Here is a 19,225-nt window from a genome sequence, read left to right on the forward strand (position 1 = left end):
CGGGCGGCGGTTCGAAGAGTGGTGTTGCGACCGGCGCATCCGCGATCGTTACGGGAGAGGGGGCCGGGTCGGCCGGTTGTGCTGAAGGCGGGGGCGCGGCCGGGGCTGGCGCGCTCGTGTCGTTCTCGGCAGCGGGCCAGGGCTCTAGCGGCGGCTCCTCGGCTTGCTCCGCGACCGTCGCCTCCATCAGCGCCCCGGCGAGCGCGGGCCCAACCGCGGGGGCTTCGGCCGGCGCGGCTGCGGGGTGCGTCACCGCGGTCTCGGTGGGTTCGGGCTCGGCGTGCGCTTGTTCCGGCGCTGCCGGTGCAGGCTCCGGATCAGCGTGCGCGGTCGGCGGCGCATCGGCGATCGGTTCGGCCGCCGCGGGTTCTTCTGCGGGCTTGTCCTGGGGTGTGTCCAGTGCGTCGAACAGCGTGAAGGCGGCCGGCGCCTCGTCGGCCGGTGCGGGCGTGTCGTCATTCGCGACGACTGGTTCGCTCGGGGAAGGTGGCGGCGCTTGCTCTTCTGCGACGACGTCCACGGGTGGGGCCGATCGTGGTGCCGATGTTTCCGATGCCGCTTCCGGCACGATGGCCTCGGGCGCAACCGGCGCTGCCGGCTTCGGTTGCGCGGCGAGATGCGGGGCGGGCTTGATCAGCGCAACCAGCGCGGTGTCGGCGCCGCGGCCGATCCGCTGCAGCACGACGCGGCCGATCCCGACGCTTGCAGCGGCGCGACCCTGTTTCAGCGCATCGTCCCGCGCCGGATCGAGGCCGGCTTCGGAGAGATCGTGCAGTCCGGGCAGCGGGCGCGCCGCTTCATTGGCGCCGATCAGGAGGCCGTCGCCGCTGAACACCGCGGCCGGCCGGTCGGTGATGCCGTGCACCAGCCGCTGCAGCCGTTCGGTCAGCGGCATGACGCGGCCGGCGGCACTGAGCGTGGTCACCAGCACGCCATGGCTGCCGTCGGGCAAGTCGATCCGCGCGCAGCCGCAGGTCGCGAGCATTCCGGGGGATGCGCCGAAGCCGCGCAGCCGCTCCAGCCGGACCGCGCCATTGGCGGGAAGGCTACGGCCGAGCTGGGCGACCAGCCGGCGATGTGGATCGGCCGGGCCGAAGCAGCGCCTAGCCAGCTCGATGCCGGTGTCGGCACCGAATACCTGCGCGCCGACCGGATTGGCCCAGAGGATCCGCGTGCCGTCGGCCGACCACAGCCATGCGGGCTGGGCGCTCGCCGCATGGTCCGCTAGGCGGACATCGCCGAGCGCCTGGATCTGGAATTCCGCGTCATTCATCACGCAAGATTTGACCGCATCGGTTTAGCTTCTCTTCCTCGATCGCCAGAGATACCGGCGGCCAGGGAATGACAGCCTTAACGGAACGTTAGTATCGCAAGCGGGCGGCGGCAGGTCCACGGCTGCGCCCGATGTGCCCACGTCTATGGCGGGATAAGTTTAACTTGGCTGAACGATCCACAGCCGTTTTGCGTTGTCGAAAATCACCGCGACCGGCCCCGCCCTAGGGGCCGGAACCCGCGGCACCGCGTCACACCGGCGATGCGGCATCACGATAAAGGCTGGCGTGGGCCGATGGGCCCATCGGCAAAGCCGAACACAAGCCAAGGAGCACGGCCATGAGCGACAACGGGCGTGAACAATTCGAGATTCCCAAGGACATGCGATCGATGGCGGAGGCGAGCGTCAACCAGGCGCGCAAGGCCTTCGAGCAATTCGTCTCCAGCGCGCAGGCCACCGCAGGGACGATCGAGGAGCGCAACGCCAGCGTGCGCGCCGGCGCCAAGGACATTTCCGCCAAGGCGTTCGCCTATGCCGAAAAGAACGTGCAGGTCTCGCTGGACTACGCCCAGTCGCTGCTCAAGGCCAAGGATCTGACCGAGATCATGAAGCTGCACGGCGACTATGTGCAGGGCCAGATGCGTGCGCTCGCCGAGCAGGCCAGCGACATGGGCCAGGTCATCAGCCGCGCGGCGATGGAGGCGGTCAAACCGAAGAACTGAGCCGGCTTGCGAACGCCCCGCCGGGAATCGCTTGATGCCCGGCGGGCAGGTTCAACTTGAGATGGCCAAAGGGGAACCTGCATCCGATTCGGCTAAAAGTTGCGGCATTGCAACGAATTCACGTTGCGTTGCACAAAATTGACATGATAAGGGTGTTTTATTGGCCATGCCCGAAGAGGGGCATTCCCGTGAATCAAGGCAGCGTGATCCGTTTCGGCGTTCCCGGTTCTTAGGTCCCGGGGACGTGCGCAAGGGTCACATCTACTCACCCGTTGCGAAGGATACACGTTAATGACCAACCCGTCCGACCCGTTTTCCGCTTCGATCATCCCGTTTGAAGTGCCCGAGCAGATGCGCGCGTTCGCCGAAAAGGGCGTGTCGCAGGCCCGCGACAACTACGCCAAGTTCAAGGACGCTGCCGAGACGCACAACAGCACCGTCGAGGCCGTGTTCACCACCGTGAGCAAGGGCGCCAGCGAGTATTCGGCCAAGCTGATCGAGTTCTTCAAGGCCAACACCACCTCCTCGCTCGACTTCGCCCAGGAGCTGTTCGGCGTGAAGTCGCCGTCGGAAGCCCTCGAGCTGTGGACCTCGCACACCCGCAAGCAGTTCGAGACCTACACCGCGCAGGCCAAGGAACTGGCCGAGCTCGGCCAGAAGGTCGCCGCCGACGCTGCCGAGCCGATCAAGGCCGGTGCCTCGAAGTTCTACCAGCCGGCCGCCTGATCGCGCCTGCATAACGTTCGCGGAAGGCCCGGCCCAGCGGTCCGGGCCTTTTTGCTGAAGGAAAGCCGCCGAAACGGCGGCAGATAGTGGCGGAAATCACCGAGTTACGGCCTTGCCAAAGCGCGGCGTTGCACCTAGTTTCCGCCGAAATCGCCGCCCCCTCCTGAAGGGGTCGCGCGTCAGGATGCAGTTGTAGCTCAGCTGGTTAGAGCGCCTGTCTGTGGAACAGGAGGTCGGTGGTTCGAACCCACCCAACTGTACCATCCAAGTTGAATTGCCCCGCACGCTCAGCATCCAGCTGACAAGCCTGAGGTCTCTGCGCCGCCGAGGCGCGACCGTCGATGATGAAACCGTGTGCCCGACGCCGGACGCCCGCTCATTGGCAGAATGCGTGCCCCTACCAGACCGAATGACGCGAGAGCCTCCACGCAGCAGTCAGAATCTGGCGCGTGTTCTCGAACACGGCTGCCACCTCGTATGTGAAAAGGAAGAAGGCGCAATAGAAGACGCCGGGATACTCATCGCTCCAAAACAAAAGGCGTCGGCTCAGCGGTATCCTGATTTTTTCGCGGCCCATGATGAGCGTGACAACGGCACCGATCAGGGCGCCGACGACGATGTCGGACGGATAATGATAGCCGAGATAGATGCGCGGAATGGAGATCACAACCAGACTGTACAGGATCGCGAGCCAGCCCCAGCGGCGCCAGATCATGAACACGCCAACAGCCAACGCAAATTCAAACGCGGAGGTATCGCTCGGAAAGGCGCTCCAGTTCCACAAGGTCTCTGTGCTGACGTTGTAAGGCAATGTGAAGCCGGCTGCTGGATCATGGATCGGTCGTAGCCGGAACGGCAGATAGAACCGGATGATCTTCGTGAGCAGAAGTGACACGATCGTCGCCGCGAGCGTTGAGATGACCAGGGACCGGCGCAGCTTTTGATCCGGGTCACGCTGAAACCAGGCCAGCCACAGCAACGACGTCACAAGGGCGCCTTTGAATACGGCTTGGCTTTCCACGAAGCTCACTGTCGTATCGAATATCAATGAGCGGTGCGCAAACTCGTTAAGCAGTCCCAGGAGATACTGGTCAGGGTTCACGGGTGGGCTCCCGTCTAAAACCCCAAGTAGACAGCACCGACTGGGGCAACTCAATGGCCATTTGACATTATTGTGACGGTTCGCCCCTCTGTGCCCCAGCTCCGGACCGGCCGAGGCGTTGGCCGCTAACGAGGACTTCGCGTCCCGCCGTCCAGGGATCTCCGCGGAACGCAGGCGTTCTTCGTGTTGTCCTTGCCGCGCGCTCCGGCTCCGCGACTTTCACCGCGGTGCGAAGCTTCTCTGCGGTGGTGAGATGCGCCGGCGAAGCCGGTCCAGGCGCGCTGCGCGTCCCCGAGCGCGTCACCGCGCCCGCTTGCGCTTCGTCGCCTCATCACCCACAGTGCTTGCAAACGACGCCTTTGGGGGGACGCATGGGAATTGCCCGTTCGAGAACCTTTTCGTTTGCGCTGGTGCTCTCGGCTGGACTCGCAGCCGTGCTGCTGCCGACGCGGGGCGAGGCCTATAGCGACGAGCAGCAGCAGGCCTGCACGCCGGATGCGTTCCGGCTCTGCAACTCCGAGATCCCCGACGTCGATCGCGTCACCGCCTGCATGATCCGGAACAGGGAGCTGCTGTCGCCGCCATGCAAGGCGTTCTTCCGGTCGGAACCGCGCGATGTACGTGAGCGGCCCGCGGTACGGCCGGTCACCAAGCACAAGCCGGTGAAGCCGCACCGGGTGAAGAAGGCGAAGCCCGAGGCGAACTGATCGGTCCCATTCCGCGCGCGACGGCGGGAATCGCGCTGAGGCGATTTCAAGGCCTTTGCGCGCGACAGACTGACGCCTTGTGACGCTGTCACGCAGCATCATCTTTCCTGTTTGGTGTTCGGTGCCGAAGCGGAATCGATCGCGCCATGCGCGGGATCGATCGGGAGAGATGCGTTGAGCGACTTTTACAAACTGGAAATCGATCGGCACTTCGCCTGGTTCGAGACGAAGCTCCCGACGAAGCCTGCGCGGTTCGTGGCGTGGCTGCGCAAGCCGTCGTCGCGTCTCGTGCGGATCCCGCTCGCGATCTTGTTGATCCTCGGCGGCATCTTCAGCTTCCTGCCGGTGCTCGGCCTCTGGATGCTGCCGCTCGGACTCCTTTTGTTCGCACAGGACGTTCCCTTCCTGCAGAAGCCGACCGCGCAATTGCTCGGCTGGATCGAACGCAAATGGCTCGAACGCGAGCGCAGCAAACGCGCCGCAAAACGCTCACAGTGAGTCTGAAATCAAGCAGTTAGCCGCTTCCATTTCCGGTTGTGTCTTGTGTGAGGTGTGACTCAAAAGCCAAAGCGCGCCGCTAATCCTGGCAACTTTGCGGATTGCAAGAGATTTTTCTTTCACGAATCAGCGTGCTGATTCATTTTTGGCTTCTGGGGTCAACGTGGAGGCCAAGGTATGAACGTTATTGTTTTCGCTTCGCGTAAAGGGGGCTCGGGGAAAAGTACCCTGGCTGCCCATCTTGCCGCGCAAGTGCACAAGGCAACGAAGCCCTGTCTGTTGATCGACGCCGATCCGCAGGGCTCGCTGACCCTCTGGCACAAATTGCGCGGCACCAACGAGCCGGCGATCAAGACAGCGGTGAATTCGGTCAGCGGCATCATCGCTCAGGCGCAGCGCGACGGCATCGAATGGGTGTTCATCGACACGCCGCCGAATCTTTCGGCCGTGGTCGGTGATGCGATCAAGCACGCAACGATGGTGATCATTCCGGCGCGGCCCGGCGTGTTCGACGTCAATGCGGTGCAGGAGACGATCCAGACCTGCCGTTCGATGCGCAAGCCCTATGCCGTCGTGATCAACGGCGCACCGGCACAGCGCGACGGCGCCGAAAGCCGCATCGTTGCGATCGCCCGTGAGGCGCTGGTGAAATTCCGCGCGCCGGTGTGGAGCGGCCAGATCACCAACCGCGCCGATCTGCTGATGGCGCTCGGCCAGGGTGAAGGCGCTCGCGAATATTCTGCGGAAGGCCGCGCCGCCGCCGAGATCAATCGGCTGTGGGCCGCGATCGAACGCTCGATCAAGGCGATCCGCGGCACGGCGTCGAACTCAGGCGCAATGCACAAGCAGGCGGCGTAATCACGCCGCTTTCGTTCGGTCTGAAAAGAACGCGCGGGTCCCGCGCGTTTTTTGTAGTTTGCTTGCATCATGAGGCGTCGTTCCGGGGCGTGCGAAGCACGAACTACGGTGCGCACTTGCGCACCTGAGAATCTCGAGATTCCCCGATGCGCAATTGCGCATCTGAGGGTCGATGCTTATGCATCGCCCGGAATGACTGGATGCGTGGCCTTACGCCACCAGCAGCATGTAAAAAATGATCACCGGCATCAGCGTCAGGATCACCGACCAGATGCCGACAGCCCATAAAATATCCTGGATCGTAAAACCCGGCCTGACAGCAGGTCCGGGCCTTACGGCAATCGAACGCACTTCCGACTTCACGACGCCCCCGCGTTGATCTTGTTCGCAGCGGTGACGGTGATACGCGCCCGGCTTTAAGATCCCGGCCGCAATTTCGCTCGCATTTGACCACAGGTGCTACCATGGATTAACCACCGTGGCGCGCGCCTTCGCGTCAGGACACGAGCAGGCTGTAGCTCATGACCGGTGCGAAGCCGATCAGCATCGCCCAGATCACGAACGACGATACCAGCAGCACGTCCTGCAGCCGCTGCGCGCCTGCGCTATCGATAGCGCGGATCGTGATGGATTTTGGTGTTCATTGGTCTCCCCCCGATGTCGTCCGGGGGCAGGACGATACTTCCAAAACTCTAAATTCCGGCTCGCCGTGCCGCCCGACTTCGCAAGGCTGCGTTCACCGTTTCTTCAACCTGAAGGCCTGCAACGGCTCGCGGGCTCGCAGCGGTTCGGGCCTCAGCGCACGCCGCCCTGGTCGCGGATCGCACCGAGATGCTCGTTGATCCGGAACACGATCAGGATGAATTCGGCGACGATGCGCGAGAACACGATGCCGACGATGACGCTGGCGATCGATGCGAGCAGCAGGATGAAGCCGACGAACGGGCTGACCGCCATGGCGGAGAGGGCGGACAGGATGCCGGAGATCCCGAACAGCACGATGACGCCGATCACCAGCCAGTAGAACGTCTTGATGATCGTGGGCGTGATGAAACGGTCCCACTGAAACAGATCCTGAAAATCGAACATCGGTGGTTCTCCCGGCAAGCCGAATATGATTCGCGTCTCATCCTACTGCGTCACAACCGGCCTGATCACTTCATCCCGAGGAGCTTGCCAGGCAGGCGTCTCCAAGGAAGAGGCGATCAGCCCGGCCCATGGTTTCGGGACGGCGCTTCAAGCGCCTCCTCACCATGGGGATTTGATCCGCAGCAAGCCCAATTTGTCCCCCGCGAAGGGCCGCCCCCGGACCGAGCGCCAGCGGGTCAGGGGCGAGCTATGCGAGCGAGCCGGTTGTGATTGCTGCAAATAACGGCCACAATCGGGCTCCCACCGGCATATCCTCACCCAATGACCACCCTGACCTTCGAAGACTTCACGCCCGGCCGCTTCGGGACGTTCGGCCCGCGCCACGTCACCCGCGAGGAAATCCTTGCCTTTGCCGCCGAATTCGACCCGCAGCCGATGCATCTCGACGAGGAGGCGGCGCAGAAATCGATGCTCCGGGGCCTGTCCGGCTCGGGCTGGCATCTCAGCTCACTGATGATGCGGATGCTGTTCGACGGCTTCATCGGCCGCACCGCCTCGCTCGGCTCTCCCGGCGTCAACGAGATGCGCTGGCAGGCGCCGCTGCGTCCGGGTGACGATTTGACGCTGGACGTCGACGTCGTCGAGGCGCGGGTCTCTCGCAGCCGCCCGAGCACCGGCATCGTCACCTTCAAGGGCACGATCCGCAATGCGCGCGGCGAGGTGCTGTGCGAGATGGAGTCGCCGATCATCGTGAGCCGCCGCGATGGTGCGAGCGCATAGAGGACCGCATGCGTTTCTTTGAGGATATCGAGATCGGCGCGCGGCGCGAGTACGGNNNTCGTTCACCTTCACCGCCGAGGACATCAAGCGCTTTGCGTCGCAGTTCGATCCGCAGCGCTTCCACCTCGACGAGGAGGAGGGGCGCAACTCGCTGTTCGGCGGGCTCGCCGCATCGGGCTGGCACGTCGCCGCCGTGTGCATGAAGCTGCTCGTCGCCGACGGCAAGCGGCTCTCGGCCGAGGCCGCCGCGCGCGGCGAGACGGTCGCCGTGTGGGGGCCTTCGCCGGGATTCCGCGAGCTGCGCTGGGTCCGTCCGGTGCTCGCCGGCGATACCGTCAGCTTCGCCAACGAGGTCGAGACCAAGCGCACCTCGTCGAGCCGTCCCGAATGGGGCATCCTGCAGGCGCGCAACACCGGCACCAATCAGCGCGGCGAGGTGGTGTTCTCATTCCTCGCGACCGCCTTCGTGCCGCGACGGAATCCCGGTTCCTGATGTTGCCCGTGGGCACCTGATGTTGCGGGATTGCCATGGTTAGCGAGTCACTTACGGACGCCACGCTGTTGTGCGTTGCGTGAAACTCTTTTTTTGCTAACGCGTTGTGAACCTTTGTGCCTGCCTATGGATCCGGGGCACAGCTTCAGGGGATAACCATGGCAGATCGCAGCGCGCTGAAACTGGTCGGCTTGATCTTCGCAACGGTGACGCTCGTTGTGATGCTGGCCACCGGTATGGTCGTGAAGGGCTTTGCCGACGGCGACTATTCGTTCGAGACCACCGCGAGCATCAATCGGTAATTCGGGGTCTGATAACCATCAAACTGGATCCCGCCTCCCGGCCGCGTTTCTGCCGCCGCTCTATCGATTCCAGATCAACACCATCACGACGGTTGCCACCGCCAGCAATCCGATAAACCGGATCATGATTGTCCCGACGCTTTGCTGCGACTGGCGCAGCGGAATCGGGTCGGTCTTATCCGGTCGAACGCTTTGCATGAACTCACCCCCAGAGATGCCGATCGCCCCATGGCGCTTCGGATTTGGTGCGGCCAGCGCGTTTAAAGTTCAAATCAATTTATGCAGGAATTGCCTGTGTGATGTCTTCACACAGCGTTAAGGCCCTTGCGCTGCCAAGGCGCGGCCTGAGGGACACCGGAAAGCCCATACAAACGAAGCCGCCGCCTCCCGTCGGGAGAGGCGGCGGCTGTCGGCTTTGGGTATGGCTTGAATCAGCTGTTGCGCAGACCGTCAGCGGCGCGCTTCCACTGCGTAACGTTGTCGGCGATCATGCGCGTCGACTTCATCGCAGCCTGGCTGAGCTGGGCATAGCCGGAGATCTCGCGCTGCACGCGCTGACCCTCGGCATGCAGCAGGTCGCGGAGGCTCTCGAGCTCCGAGATCAGCTTCTCGATCTCGGCCAGCGAGGTGCCGGCGACGCGCTGGATCAGCGAGTTGACGTTGTTGACGGTGGCGTCGGTGTTCGGCTCGGCCGGCGCGGTCTCCGGGCTCGCCACGGGCCGCCGCAGATAGGCGATGTCGTTGCGCACGAAGTCGCGGATACCGGCCTCGACTTCCGAGACGGCGGCGAGGTTGGTGTCGACCTCCGAATTCGTCTCAGCGTCTTCGGTTCGGTTGGTAACGTTCATCGGCATTCCCCTGTTCGCATGGCGAAGCGCGGCTGTCCCCCGCACGACGAATTGATCTGATGATAGTTGCAGACCCATGAGTCCCGCCGAATTTGACCGCATCTGGGCCAAGTTGCGGCAATGATTGATCATTAGCACGACAAGACTAACGGACCGTTCACCACGTCCGCTTGAAGCCTGCGGTGATGCTCTTGCTGGTCGTGCCCTCCGGGGTCTCGCCGACAGAGCCGGAGACGGTGACGCCGTCGAACAGCTTCTGCTCGGCGCCGATCCGGCGCAGCCACCTGTCGTCGGAGGTCGACAGCGTCTGTCCCGCGGTGATGCTGGTGCCGGTGTCGTTGACGGAGAGCTTTGCCGACTGGTCGGTGTCGTAGCTGTGCGACGGACGGCCGACGATGCCGGGTACCGGCACCACGCCCTGCTGGATGACGTCATAGCCGTTCTGCAGGGTGAGCGAATATTGATCCGACAGCGGCACCGCCTTGCTCAGGGACGTGCCGATCTTGCTCTGGTCGGCGCCCGGATCGACCCGGGCCTCGACCGAGGTCTTGTCCCAAATGGAGGCCACGCCGGGCGCGCTGATCGAGGCCCAGGCCGAGCCTCCGGATTGCGGCAGGCTGCCGCCATTGGCGAGCCGCTCCGACAATTGCTCCGACGTCGTCATCGTGCCCTGCGGGGCGACCGTCATGTCGACGCCGACGCGGGTATCGAGAAACGGCGAGACCGATTGCTTGACCGACACCGCCGACGTCCCGTTGCCGTTGAGGTTGGACGACCAGGCCGGCGCGCCGCCGGCTGCGCTGGCCGCCTTGGCCGCGCCCTTCGGCGTCAATGCGGGCAGGGTCGAGGGATCGCTGTTGAGCTGGCTCCAGTCGAGCTTGCTCTCGTCGATATCCTTCAGGATGTCGGCGTCGTTGGCGTCAGCCGCCGGCGCCGCCTGTTCGGTCGTCTCGTCCGCGTCGTCCTTGGCAGGAAGCGTCTGTGCTGCGGCCGCAAGCGCCATGGCCACGCTGAAGCCGGCCGCCAATACGGGCAGCCTGGCCCAGCCAAATTGCGATGTGGAGGTCATTCCCAGCCTGCAAATTCCAGAGCCGCAAGATGCGGTTCCCTTGGTACGAAATTGTGGCGACGGGACAATCGGACAAACTGCCGTCATGCCCGGGCCAGCGCGCCAAACATGTAGTCGCGCAAGGTGTCCTGGCTACCCGCGACCCGCTCGGGGCTGGCAAAAAAACAGGCCGCGGATGCCGGGACAAGGCCCGGACATGACGATCTCATGAAAACGTGAAGCCGCTCAGACCGCGATGCGCGGCAGATGGATCGGATAGCCCACGGCCTGCTCGACGAGGTCGAACGTGTCGACGAGCACGCGGAAGCTGGTCAGCTTGCCGGCCTTGAACTGCGCGAAATGCGCGATCCGCAACGAGATCGGCTTGTTGGAGTCGAGCGCCGTCAGCGAATAGCGCAGCATCGATGCCGCCGAATCCGTGCCCAGCATGATCTGTTCGCGATCGAAGCGATGGACCCGCAGGTTCTCGCCGATCTGCCTGATCACTTCGAGCACCGCGGCCTTGCCCCGGCGCTGGCCGAAAAAGGAAAACAGGTCGACCGGGCCAAAGATCGCCCATTCGACCTCGTCGTCGAGCAGGGACTCAATGTCTTCCAACTGGCGTTCATTGATCGCGCGATGCAATGCGCGCGAAAAACGCCAGAGACTATGCTCTGTCATTTGTCGTGTTTCCTGAAACTGGATTTCAAAGGAAGCAAGCGGCCATGGCGTCAGCGGCGACACCGTGCCAGGTTGCTGCACATCACTATTGCCGCCCCAGATAGTCCGGATCGGCCGAAACGCAAATGACATTTTTGCAATGCACAATTGCGCGGATTTTTATCGGAATATGAACGGCGACGGCTGTTTTCAGTGGTCGCGATGCCGCACCGGCTCCCGCTCAATCGCGATCTCGGTGTCGCGGATCGCCACCACGGCGAACAGCACGGCGCCGGCGATGCCCCCGATCGCGGCGCCGAGCGGCATGAAGGTAAAGAATACCAGCATGCCGCTATAGCTTTCAAAATCCGTGGTCTTGAAGATCTCGACCCATGCGAGCCCGGCTCCGATGCCGAGGGCGGCGCCGCCAATGGCACCCAATGCAAGGCCAAGCAGCGCCAGCAATGCAATTTTCATGATGGTCTCAGCCCCGGGACCGCAACAAGCCATGTGATTGGTCAGCGTTGCGCCGTCGAGGTTCAACGCCGATGGCAGATTCGCGGGTATGCGCTCAGCCGAGTTCTTGCGCGAGCCCGATGAGAAGCCCTTCAGGCCCACGGATGTAGCAGAGCCGATACGCGTCCTTGTACTGGACGACTTCGCCGACGAGCTGCGAGCCGCGCGTGCGGAGCCTTTCAAGCGTCTCGTCGATGTCGTCCACGGCGAACATGACGCGGAGGTAGCCCAGGGCATTGACCGGGGCGTTCCGGTGATCTGCGACGACAGGCGGCGTGAGGAAGCAGGAGAGCTCGAGCCGGCTGTGGCCGTCCGGTGTGCGCATCATGGCAATCTCGACCCGCTGATCGCCCAGTCCCGTGACGCGTCCGGCCCATTCTCCTTCGATCGTGGCCCGCCCTTCGAGCTTGAGGCCGAGTTCGCGAAAGAAATCAATCGTCGCTCCGAGGTCTTCGACGACGATTCCTATGTTGTCCATCCGCTTGAGCGCCATGTTTCCAATCTCCATGATATCGCCGAGCGCAGACGGGGCGAGGTGAAGCGGTGCCGTTCTGGAGTGCTATGACCTTGGAGTGGAGCTAGAGACCGGCACTGTCGGTCAGCGCGGCTGTGATGTCACGCTCCAGCACCTGCTGGACCAGGTCGAAGGTGTCGATGATCTCGCGGACCTCGGTGATCTTGCCGTCGCGCAGGGTGTAGAACACCGCGACGTCGAACTGCACCACGCGCGCATTGTCGCGCTTGCGCAAGAACACGCGCAATTGTGCCGCGACCTTGTTGCCTTGGGCGACCACGATCGGCGCCTCGTAGCGCATGTCGGAATAGCGGTTGTGGATCGTGGTCCACATCTGGCGTAGCGCAGCCTTGCCGCGGTGCTGGCCCATATGCGGCAGGATGTCGATCGGCGCATTGGCCAGGAACATGATGTCGTCGCTGCAGCGATCGAGCGCCCCCTCGATGCCGCCGGCATAGTAGACGTCGAGGAAGTTCAGCACGCGCTGTCGGTTCAGATCCTCGCCCATCACCTCTCCGCCGGTTTCGCCCCGACCGCCCGGTTCCGCATTGTGGACTGAACCGCTGCACAATCAACCGAATGTTTGACGTGCGAACGGGATAAAAAGTTCAGCAACCAAGGCGTGTGTGATTGCACGCGATGCACGCATAGGAGTCGGACCGCGCTCTCCGCCTGCGGCAGGCCGGCAAGGGCGGAGCTCCTACCCAAGCTTCAACTGTCCCCGAATTAATTAATGAAACCTGCATGCGTGCAGCCGGTTAGACAGACACGGGCGACGCATCCGCGATCAGGAGACCTTCATGAGGAACCTTGCACCGCTCGCCGTCGCCACTGTGCTGGCGCTGTCGGGCGTGACAGCCGCAGCCGCCAATCACGCCAATCAGATGTCGAACAAGACGACGGGCGCGAGCGATACGTTGTCGCTCTCCGATACCCAGCAGAAGTCGATCTGGAAGGACGTCAGCCATCACGCCTCGAACCAGACCGCGCCGTCGGGCTTCAACGCCACGGTCGGTTCTGCCATGCCGACCAGCGTCAGCACCTATCCATTGCCGCGCCAGGCGCGCCGCGATGTGCCCGCGCTGCGGCCCTATCGCTATGCGATGACGGAGGACAAGGTGCTGATCGTGAATCCGTCCGATCACAAGATCGCGGACGTCGTCTCCAAATAGATCACGAAATAGATCACGCCACGCGCGGCCGACGGTGAGCCGGTGCTGACGCGGCCGGGCCTTGTGCTCCTCCCAGGCCGGGCGTCGTCATGCGCCGGCTCGCCGTGGCGTGACGGCGCATCGTGACCTATTCCGACGGCGCAACCTTTCGCGTCACCACGTCGATCGTGAACCGTTTCGTCTTCTCATAGCCGGGCGGCACGAAGGCCTCGCCGGGCGCGAGGTCGTGGAACAGCTCGTCCGGCTTGGGAAAGCCCTTGCCGCAGGCAGTGCGGATCGTGTCGTCGTCGGCGTACTCGGCGTCGATGGCAACCGAGTCCGGCCGCGGTCCGGCAGCCAGGTTGGACAGCCCGAAATATGTCGGCCCTTGACCGCACAGCACGACATTGGAGCCATAGGCGCTGACGGAATCCTCGGCCTGCATCAGGAAGTCCGGCGAGATCGCGATGCCCTTGCCGGCCTTGTTGGCAAAGACCATCCGCGCCACGGCGCTTTCGAGGATGCCCTGGCCCATATGACCGACCGTGCAGACCAGCATGTCCTGCTGCTTGTCCCCTCGCAGGGTGACGCAGTCGTGGCCCTGCGCACCCGGCAGGAAGCGCTTGAACCGGTACGCGTTGCCGTTCTGCTCGAACAGCGCCACGCCGCCGAAATCGCTCACATGCGCTTCGCACTCGCTCTCGTAGTTGACGACGAGGAGTGCATTGCCGGGGGCGAGGAAACGTCCCGCGTAGCGCTCCCCGGTCAGCTTGACGTTGCAGGCTCGGCCTGCGGCGTTGGGGTAGCGCCTGGCGCGCGTGCAGGTCGCGCCCCTGATGTTGGCCTCGGCACAGAATGTCGAGAGCAGCGCGTGATCGCTGTTCTGCGCCCGGGCCGAACTCGCTGGGAAGAGTGATGCTGCGCACAGCGCCAGGGCGGCAAACGCACCGTATGATCTGCACATGGTTCTGAAAATGACTGTCGGTAATGGTGGAATGTTTAAAGCATGATTGGGGCGGGGGTGCAGCGGTATTCTGCAGCTATCGCGCGGGAACCGGCAGGGTGGTTCGGCCGTTGATGCAACAGCATTCCACCGGAGCCACCTGATATGAAATCGATCCTTCTCGCGTCCGCCATTGCCGTTGCCGCGATTGCCGCCACCTCTCCCGCCGACGCCAAGGGCTGCATCAAGGGCGCCATCGTCGGTGGCGTCGCCGGCCATTATGCCGGTCATCACGGCGTGCTCGGCGCCGCGGCCGGCTGCGTCTATGGCCGCCACCACGCCAAAATGCAGGCGCAGCACCAACAGCAACAGCCGCGGCCGGCGCAGCAGGACAAGCTGTGATGAGGGATCAGATGTGAATTTCCGGAACGCCGCCCGCGAGGGCGGCGTTGTCTCCTTGCGTAACGGAGACAATGATGACGAAGCCAAAGACAAGAAACATCCAGCCCGTTCCCGAAGATAATCAGAGCCACAAGGGCCCCGGCAGCGCACCCGGCGTACCCCTCGACACCACCAAGGGCCATCGCGACGATGAGAAGCACAACATCCGCGAGCAGGCCGCCCACGGCAATCTGACCCAGAACACCAGCAACAAGCGATCGGGCTAGGCGCAAGCCGCGCCGCGGACGCCATTATTGCGGGCAGCGCAATCGGAGCTCCGTCATCCTTCCCGCGCAATGCGCGCTCCTCCAGCGACAACGGCTCCGCCGTTGCGCGGGGATGACGGGTTGGCTTCCGATTCACATGTCAAACAGCTTGCTCGGTGTCATCACCCGCACGGGGATCGGCCTGGAGATTCCGGTATTTGCGCGAGGTCGTCAGCGTGTCGAAGATGATCTCGAGGTCGTCAGTGATGGCAATGCCGACCACGGCCGCCTGCGGTGCGCCGTCATAAACTGTGCTGACCACCGCGAGCCGGTGCCTCCGCAGGAATGCGAGAAGCTCGGCGCGCGTCATGGCCTACCTTTTCTTCCATCCGCCGCGCTTGCCGGGCGCGCCGCCGCTCGATCGCGGCGAGGGGCCGAATTCCGGGCCCGATTGCCGTGAGTCGGTCGGCTGGATGATGCGGCTGGTGGTGCCGAACGGCTTGCTCGGCAGCACGTTGATCGGGCGGTACGGCAGCGACTCCGGGCCGTGCATCTCGTCGAGATCGGGCTTGTGGATCCGCGAGCCGGCCTTGCCGCCGCGGCTCGCCTTGAGCGAGGTCTGCGCGGACTTGTTCTTCAGGGTGCTGACCGGCAGGTTGGCCGCATCGCCGTACTTCCTGGTGCCGGCATAGGCGCCGGCCTGCTTTTGCACGTTGCGCTGCTTGGCGGTGGGGTCGTCGACCACGGCCATTTCGGTGGCGCGCAGGCGCTTGACCTCGTCGCGCAGGCGGGCGGCTTCCTCGAAGTTCAGGTCGGCGGCGGCTTCGCGCATCCGCGTTTCGAGGTCGCTGAGCACGGCCTCGAAATTGTGGCCGATGCTGATGACGTCGTCTGCCATGCCGCCGTCGCCGATCTCGACCAGCACATGGTCGCGCTCGTAGACGGAGTTGAGGATGTCGCCGATCGATTTCTTGACGCTCTCCGGCGTGATGCCGTTGGCCTCGTTGTACTCGACCTGCTTCTCGCGGCGGCGCGTGGTCTCGGCCATCGCGCGCTCCATCGAGCCGGTCATGCTGTCGGCATAGAGGATCACCTTGCCGTCGACGTTGCGCGCGGCGCGGCCGATGGTCTGGATCAGCGAGGTCTCGCTGCGCAGGAAGCCTTCCTTGTCGGCATCGAGGATCGCGACCAGCGCGCATTCGGGAATGTCGAGGCCTTCGCGCAGCAGGTTGATGCCGACCAGCGCGTCGAACGCACCGAGGCGAAGATCCCTGATGATCTCGATGCGCTCGATGGTGTCGATGTCGCTGTGCATGTAGCGGACACGGATGCCCTGCTCATGCAGATATTCGGTGAGGTCCTCCGCCATGCGCTTGGTCAGCACCGTGATCAGCGAGCGATAGCCGGCAGCCGCCGTGGCGCGCACCTCGCCGACGAGATCGTCGACCTGGGTGCGGGCGGGGCGAATATCGACGGGAGGATCAATGAGCCCGGTCGGGCGGATCACCTGCTCGACGAACACGCCGCCAGCCTCGTTGATCTCCCAGCCGGACGGCGTCGCCGACACCGCGACCGTCTGCGGCCGCATCATGTCCCATTCCTCGAAGCGCAACGGGCGGTTGTCCATGCAGGAGGGCAGGCGGAAGCCGTATTCGGCGAGCGTCGCCTTGCGGCGGAAGTCGCCGCGGAACATGCCGCCGATCTGCGGCACCGTGACGTGGCTCTCGTCGGCGAAGACGAGCGCGTTGTCGGGCACATATTCGAACAGCGTCGGCGGCGGCTCGCCGGGGCGGCGCCCGGTGAGATAGCGCGAATAGTTCTCGATGCCGGCGCAGCTTCCGGTCGCCTCCATCATCTCGAGGTCGAAGGTGGTGCGCTGCTCCAGCCGCTGCGCTTCCAAGAGGCGGCCCTGGTCGTTGAGCTGGTCGAGCCGCAGCTTCAACTCCGACTTGATCGACTTGATCGCCTGCACCAGGGTCGGGCGCGGCGTCACATAGTGCGAATTGGCGTACATCTTGATGAATTCGAGCTCGTCCTGCTTGTGGCCGGTGAGCGGGTCGAATTCCTCGATGTTTTCGATGGTGTCGCCGAACAGGTTCACACGCCAGGCGCGGTCCTCATAGTGCGCCGGGAAGATGTCGATGACGTCGCCGCGGACGCGGAAGGTGCCGCGGGTGAACTCGGCCTGGGTGCGCTTATACTGCAGCGCCACGAGATCGGCGATCAGCTGCCGCTGGTCGATGCGCTCGCCCTTCTTCAGCGCGAACGTCATCGCGGTGTAGGTCTCGACCGAGCCGATACCGTAGATGCAGGACACCGAGGCGACGATGATGACGTCGTCGCGCTCGAGCAGCGCGCGCGTCGCCGAGTGGCGCATGCGGTCGATCTGCTCGTTGATCGAGGAATCCTTCTCGATATAGGTGTCGGTCCGCGGCACATAGGCCTCGGGCTGGTAGTAGTCGTAATACGAGACGAAATACTCGACGGCGTTGTCGGGGAAGAAGTTCTTGAACTCGCCGTAGAGCTGCGCCGCCAGCGTCTTGTTCGGCGCGAGGATCAGCGCCGGGCGTTGCGTCGCCTCGATCACCTTGGCCATCGTGTAGGTCTTGCCCGAGCCGGTGACGCCGAGCAGCACCTGGGTGCGGTCGTTGCGGTTGATGCCTTCGACGAGCTCGGCGATCGCGGTCGGCTGGTCGCCCTTTGGTTCATAGGATGATTTGATCTCGAAGCGCACGCCGCCTTCGGATTTCTCCGGGCGCGGCGGCCGGTGCGGGGTCCATACCCGCATCGAGCCGTCGTCCTTGCGGAATTCGGGACGGCCGTCGCGGATCAGGTTCTCCAGCGCGTCGGCTGTCGCCTTGACCCCGAGCGCCTCCATCTTGCTGCGCGGCGGCCGCGCCAGCGCTTCGTCGTCGTCCTCGGCGGTCGGTAGCCCGAGCTGCCGTGCCAGTTCCGGATCGAGGGTAGGGATGGTCGCCGAGGTGCCGTAATTGGCCTGCGGCGCCTCGTCGAAGCCGGCGGCGTCGCGCCTGGCGACATCCTCGCTGGTCCCACGCGTCGAGGCCCGCGCGCGATGTGCGGCGGCCTCGCCGCCGGAGCGGCGGTCCCAGGAATTGTCCGGCGGCGGCTGCAATCCAGTGCCGGAGCCCATGCCGGCGTCACCGCGGTTGATCGCGGGGTTGAGCAGTTCGGCCAGCGCAGGCCCGATCGGTTGGACCTCGGGCCGGTGTGCTTTGGATCGTGGGGATTTGCCGGGCTTTTTCGGAGTGCTTGGTGTCTTCGCCATGGCCGGAATATGGGACGAGTCCGGCAGCGAGAAAAGGGCAAAGGACGAGGGGGAGTTGAGGCGCGGTTCTGCTGTCAGCAGATGTCAGTATATCTGTTCCGGCGCGTTACGCCCGGGGCGTATCGACGATGTCCATATGGATCCCGCCGCAGTCGACGCAGCGCATGGTCCAGTATTCGGCGGCGCGGCCGGGGATGACGCGCAGCAGCTCGAGCTCCGCCGCGCAGTCGGGGCAGCTCGTCCGGACCTGCGGCGGCCACACCAGCTCGGGCTCGGGCTGCGGGACGAGGGCGACCACGGCGTTTCCCGTCATGCTGACGCTGCGGCTGACGGCACTGTCATGCCAGATCGCTGCTGGAACCGGTCGATAACTTTCCTGGCGTCGGTGATCGCCGCATCCTGATCGGACCACGCAAAGCCGATGTCGAGCGTCGGAAACGAGATTCCATCGATGACGACCGGCTTTTGATCGATCCGTTGAATCCTGGCGTGCCATTGCCCCTTCCCCACTTCAAACGACTTGATCTGAAAACCGCCGTAAATCACGCGCGACCTCCGCGATTCTGCCCCTTTAATCGAAGCACGCAGGCGCAGCGCCAAATGTGAATGAGTTCACAAGCCGGCGGCTTTATTTGTGCGAGGCAGCGGTGGAACCGGCGCTTGGCCTATGCCGGCGTGCCCCGGCGTCATCAGGCACTGCGCGCGCCCTTGCGGCGGACCGCCGGTTCGGCCGCGGCGCGGATGATCCAGCGCCGGAACGCGGCGAAGTCGCGCTGCTCGGCATGGAAGCCGCGGTAGACGAGATACCAGCGCATCCCCTTCGGCACGCTGAGCGCAAACGGCGCCACCAGCCGGCCCGCGGCGAGGTCGTCGTCGATATAGGGCCGGATCCCCATCGCGATGCCGAGCCCGTCGACCGCGGCCTGCAGCGCCTGGCCGTAGAACTGGAATTCCGGCCCGCGCGCGGTGAGCCGCGGTACGCCCGCGGCCTTCAGCCAGGACGGCCAGTCGTCGGGCGAATGCGCGACGCGGATCAGGCTCGGGCCCTTGAGATCGGCGGGG

The 19,225-nt window shown here is 64.2% G+C and carries 25 protein-coding genes, 1 tRNA gene and 2 pseudogenes; 12 read left to right on the forward strand and 16 right to left on the reverse strand.

Annotated features, from left to right (window positions below):
* Positions 1–1,273 (reverse strand): annotated as a pseudogene (locus AS156_RS41105) (PAS domain-containing sensor histidine kinase); the annotation flags it as partial.
* Positions 1,274–1,611: 338 nt separating this feature from the next.
* Between AS156_RS41105 and AS156_RS24180 the strand changes: the two are divergent.
* The 3 genes from AS156_RS24180 (at position 1,612) to AS156_RS24190 (ending at position 2,984) form a co-directional block, all read left to right on the forward strand.
* Positions 1,612–1,995: a phasin family protein gene (locus AS156_RS24180; RefSeq protein ID WP_066509497.1), complete on the forward strand. Its 384-nt coding sequence runs from the start codon at positions 1,612–1,614 to the stop codon at positions 1,993–1,995.
* 291 nt (positions 1,996–2,286) lie between these two features.
* The gene (locus AS156_RS24185; protein ID WP_066509499.1) at positions 2,287–2,721 is read left to right on the forward strand and encodes a phasin; all 435 of its coding nucleotides are present in this window, start codon (positions 2,287–2,289) and stop codon (positions 2,719–2,721) included.
* 186 nt (positions 2,722–2,907) lie between these two features.
* Positions 2,908–2,984, forward strand: a tRNA-His gene (locus AS156_RS24190).
* Positions 2,985–3,118: 134 nt separating this feature from the next.
* Here the strand turns inward: AS156_RS24190 and AS156_RS24195 are convergent.
* Entirely contained in the window at positions 3,119–3,823 is a 705-nt protein-coding gene (locus AS156_RS24195) for a phosphatase PAP2 family protein (RefSeq protein ID WP_160331136.1), read from the reverse strand.
* Between the two features lie 371 nt (positions 3,824–4,194).
* Between AS156_RS24195 and AS156_RS24200 the strand changes: the two genes are divergently transcribed.
* The 3 genes from AS156_RS24200 (at position 4,195) to AS156_RS24210 (ending at position 5,886) form a co-directional block, all read left to right on the forward strand.
* On the forward strand, positions 4,195–4,530 hold the full coding sequence (locus AS156_RS24200; RefSeq protein WP_136626415.1) for a hypothetical protein: 336 nt from the start codon (positions 4,195–4,197) through the stop codon (positions 4,528–4,530).
* A gap of 174 nt (positions 4,531–4,704) precedes the next feature.
* Positions 4,705–5,028 (forward strand): hypothetical protein, encoded by a 324-nt coding sequence (locus AS156_RS24205; protein WP_066509705.1) that lies wholly within the window; start codon positions 4,705–4,707, stop codon positions 5,026–5,028.
* A 177-nt stretch (positions 5,029–5,205) separates the two neighbouring features.
* Positions 5,206–5,886 carry a ParA family protein gene (locus tag AS156_RS24210; protein ID WP_066509504.1) on the forward strand — a complete coding sequence of 227 codons (681 nt, stop codon included), beginning with the start codon at positions 5,206–5,208 and terminating at the stop codon, positions 5,884–5,886.
* A gap of 210 nt (positions 5,887–6,096) precedes the next feature.
* On the opposite strand, the gene AS156_RS43010 is transcribed toward AS156_RS24210, so the two are convergent.
* Both AS156_RS43010 and AS156_RS24215 read right to left on the reverse strand, forming a co-directional pair.
* On the reverse strand, positions 6,097–6,249 hold the full coding sequence (locus AS156_RS43010) for a hypothetical protein (protein WP_160331137.1): 153 nt from the start codon (positions 6,247–6,249) through the stop codon (positions 6,097–6,099).
* Between the two features lie 432 nt (positions 6,250–6,681).
* Positions 6,682–6,975: a DUF4282 domain-containing protein gene (locus tag AS156_RS24215; protein WP_066509506.1), complete on the reverse strand. Its 294-nt coding sequence runs from the start codon at positions 6,973–6,975 to the stop codon at positions 6,682–6,684.
* Positions 6,976–7,296: 321 nt separating this feature from the next.
* Between AS156_RS24215 and AS156_RS24220 the strand changes: the two genes are divergently transcribed.
* The 3 genes and pseudogenes from AS156_RS24220 to AS156_RS43465 all read left to right on the forward strand — a co-directional run bounded on the left by AS156_RS24220 (position 7,297) and on the right by AS156_RS43465 (position 8,550).
* A complete protein-coding gene (locus AS156_RS24220) occupies positions 7,297–7,755 on the forward strand; it encodes a MaoC family dehydratase (RefSeq protein ID WP_066509508.1) in 459 nt (152 codons plus the stop codon).
* A gap of 58 nt (positions 7,756–7,813) precedes the next feature.
* Positions 7,814–8,248: pseudogene (locus AS156_RS24225) on the forward strand (MaoC family dehydratase); the annotation flags it as partial.
* 158 nt (positions 8,249–8,406) lie between these two features.
* Positions 8,407–8,550 carry a hypothetical protein gene (locus AS156_RS43465; RefSeq protein WP_201456095.1) on the forward strand — a complete coding sequence of 48 codons (144 nt, stop codon included), beginning with the start codon at positions 8,407–8,409 and terminating at the stop codon, positions 8,548–8,550.
* 431 nt (positions 8,551–8,981) lie between these two features.
* Here AS156_RS43465 and AS156_RS24230 read toward each other — a convergent pair whose 3' ends face one another.
* The 6 genes from AS156_RS24230 to AS156_RS24255 all read right to left on the reverse strand — a co-directional run bounded on the left by AS156_RS24230 (position 8,982) and on the right by AS156_RS24255 (position 12,644).
* Positions 8,982–9,398 carry a hypothetical protein gene (locus AS156_RS24230; protein WP_066509708.1) on the reverse strand — a complete coding sequence of 139 codons (417 nt, stop codon included), beginning with the start codon at positions 9,396–9,398 and terminating at the stop codon, positions 8,982–8,984.
* A gap of 157 nt (positions 9,399–9,555) precedes the next feature.
* Complete coding sequence (locus tag AS156_RS24235; protein ID WP_066509510.1) at positions 9,556–10,467, reverse strand: hypothetical protein; 912 nt, start codon at positions 10,465–10,467, stop codon at positions 9,556–9,558.
* Between the two features lie 225 nt (positions 10,468–10,692).
* Positions 10,693–11,127: a nuclear transport factor 2 family protein gene (locus AS156_RS24240; RefSeq protein ID WP_066509518.1), complete on the reverse strand. Its 435-nt coding sequence runs from the start codon at positions 11,125–11,127 to the stop codon at positions 10,693–10,695.
* A gap of 189 nt (positions 11,128–11,316) precedes the next feature.
* On the reverse strand, positions 11,317–11,583 hold the full coding sequence (locus AS156_RS24245) for a hypothetical protein (protein WP_066509520.1): 267 nt from the start codon (positions 11,581–11,583) through the stop codon (positions 11,317–11,319).
* A 94-nt stretch (positions 11,584–11,677) separates the two neighbouring features.
* Positions 11,678–12,115: a VOC family protein gene (locus AS156_RS24250; protein ID WP_066509522.1), complete on the reverse strand. Its 438-nt coding sequence runs from the start codon at positions 12,113–12,115 to the stop codon at positions 11,678–11,680.
* An 85-nt stretch (positions 12,116–12,200) separates the two neighbouring features.
* A complete protein-coding gene (locus AS156_RS24255; RefSeq protein ID WP_066509523.1) occupies positions 12,201–12,644 on the reverse strand; it encodes a nuclear transport factor 2 family protein in 444 nt (147 codons plus the stop codon).
* 292 nt (positions 12,645–12,936) lie between these two features.
* Between AS156_RS24255 and AS156_RS24260 the strand changes: the two genes are divergently transcribed.
* A complete protein-coding gene (locus AS156_RS24260) occupies positions 12,937–13,308 on the forward strand; it encodes a DUF1236 domain-containing protein (protein ID WP_066509530.1) in 372 nt (123 codons plus the stop codon).
* Between the two features lie 127 nt (positions 13,309–13,435).
* Here the strand turns inward: AS156_RS24260 and AS156_RS24265 are convergent, their stop codons facing one another.
* Positions 13,436–14,251 carry a hypothetical protein gene (locus AS156_RS24265; protein ID WP_066509532.1) on the reverse strand — a complete coding sequence of 272 codons (816 nt, stop codon included), beginning with the start codon at positions 14,249–14,251 and terminating at the stop codon, positions 13,436–13,438.
* 144 nt (positions 14,252–14,395) lie between these two features.
* Between AS156_RS24265 and AS156_RS24270 the strand changes: the two genes are divergently transcribed.
* Positions 14,396–14,632, forward strand: coding sequence for a hypothetical protein (locus tag AS156_RS24270; RefSeq protein WP_066509535.1), 237 nt, complete (start codon positions 14,396–14,398; stop codon positions 14,630–14,632).
* Between the two features lie 74 nt (positions 14,633–14,706).
* A complete protein-coding gene (locus tag AS156_RS24275) occupies positions 14,707–14,898 on the forward strand; it encodes a hypothetical protein (RefSeq protein ID WP_245313035.1) in 192 nt (63 codons plus the stop codon).
* Positions 14,899–15,037: 139 nt separating this feature from the next.
* On the opposite strand, the gene AS156_RS24280 is transcribed toward AS156_RS24275, so the two are convergent.
* From AS156_RS24280 to AS156_RS44870, 5 genes are all read right to left on the reverse strand, one after another.
* Entirely contained in the window at positions 15,038–15,247 is a 210-nt protein-coding gene (locus tag AS156_RS24280) for a pyridoxamine 5'-phosphate oxidase family protein (protein WP_245313036.1), read from the reverse strand.
* Between the two features lie 3 nt (positions 15,248–15,250).
* Positions 15,251–18,163, reverse strand: coding sequence for an excinuclease ABC subunit UvrB (uvrB, locus tag AS156_RS24285; protein WP_082747704.1), 2,913 nt, complete (start codon positions 18,161–18,163; stop codon positions 15,251–15,253).
* 106 nt (positions 18,164–18,269) lie between these two features.
* Positions 18,270–18,476 carry a hypothetical protein gene (locus AS156_RS24290; protein WP_066509540.1) on the reverse strand — a complete coding sequence of 69 codons (207 nt, stop codon included), beginning with the start codon at positions 18,474–18,476 and terminating at the stop codon, positions 18,270–18,272.
* Positions 18,473–18,709, reverse strand: coding sequence for a hypothetical protein (locus AS156_RS24295; RefSeq protein ID WP_066509542.1), 237 nt, complete (start codon positions 18,707–18,709; stop codon positions 18,473–18,475). The genes AS156_RS24290 and AS156_RS24295 overlap by 4 nt, the downstream gene beginning before the upstream one ends.
* A 143-nt stretch (positions 18,710–18,852) precedes the next feature.
* A partial coding sequence (locus AS156_RS44870) for a LysR substrate-binding domain-containing protein (protein ID WP_245313037.1) occupies positions 18,853–19,225 on the reverse strand: 373 nt, incomplete at its 5' end.

It is taken from the genome of Bradyrhizobium macuxiense (assembly GCF_001542415.1).
In the GTDB taxonomy this organism is placed as follows: Bacteria; Pseudomonadota; Alphaproteobacteria; order Rhizobiales; family Xanthobacteraceae; genus Bradyrhizobium; species Bradyrhizobium macuxiense.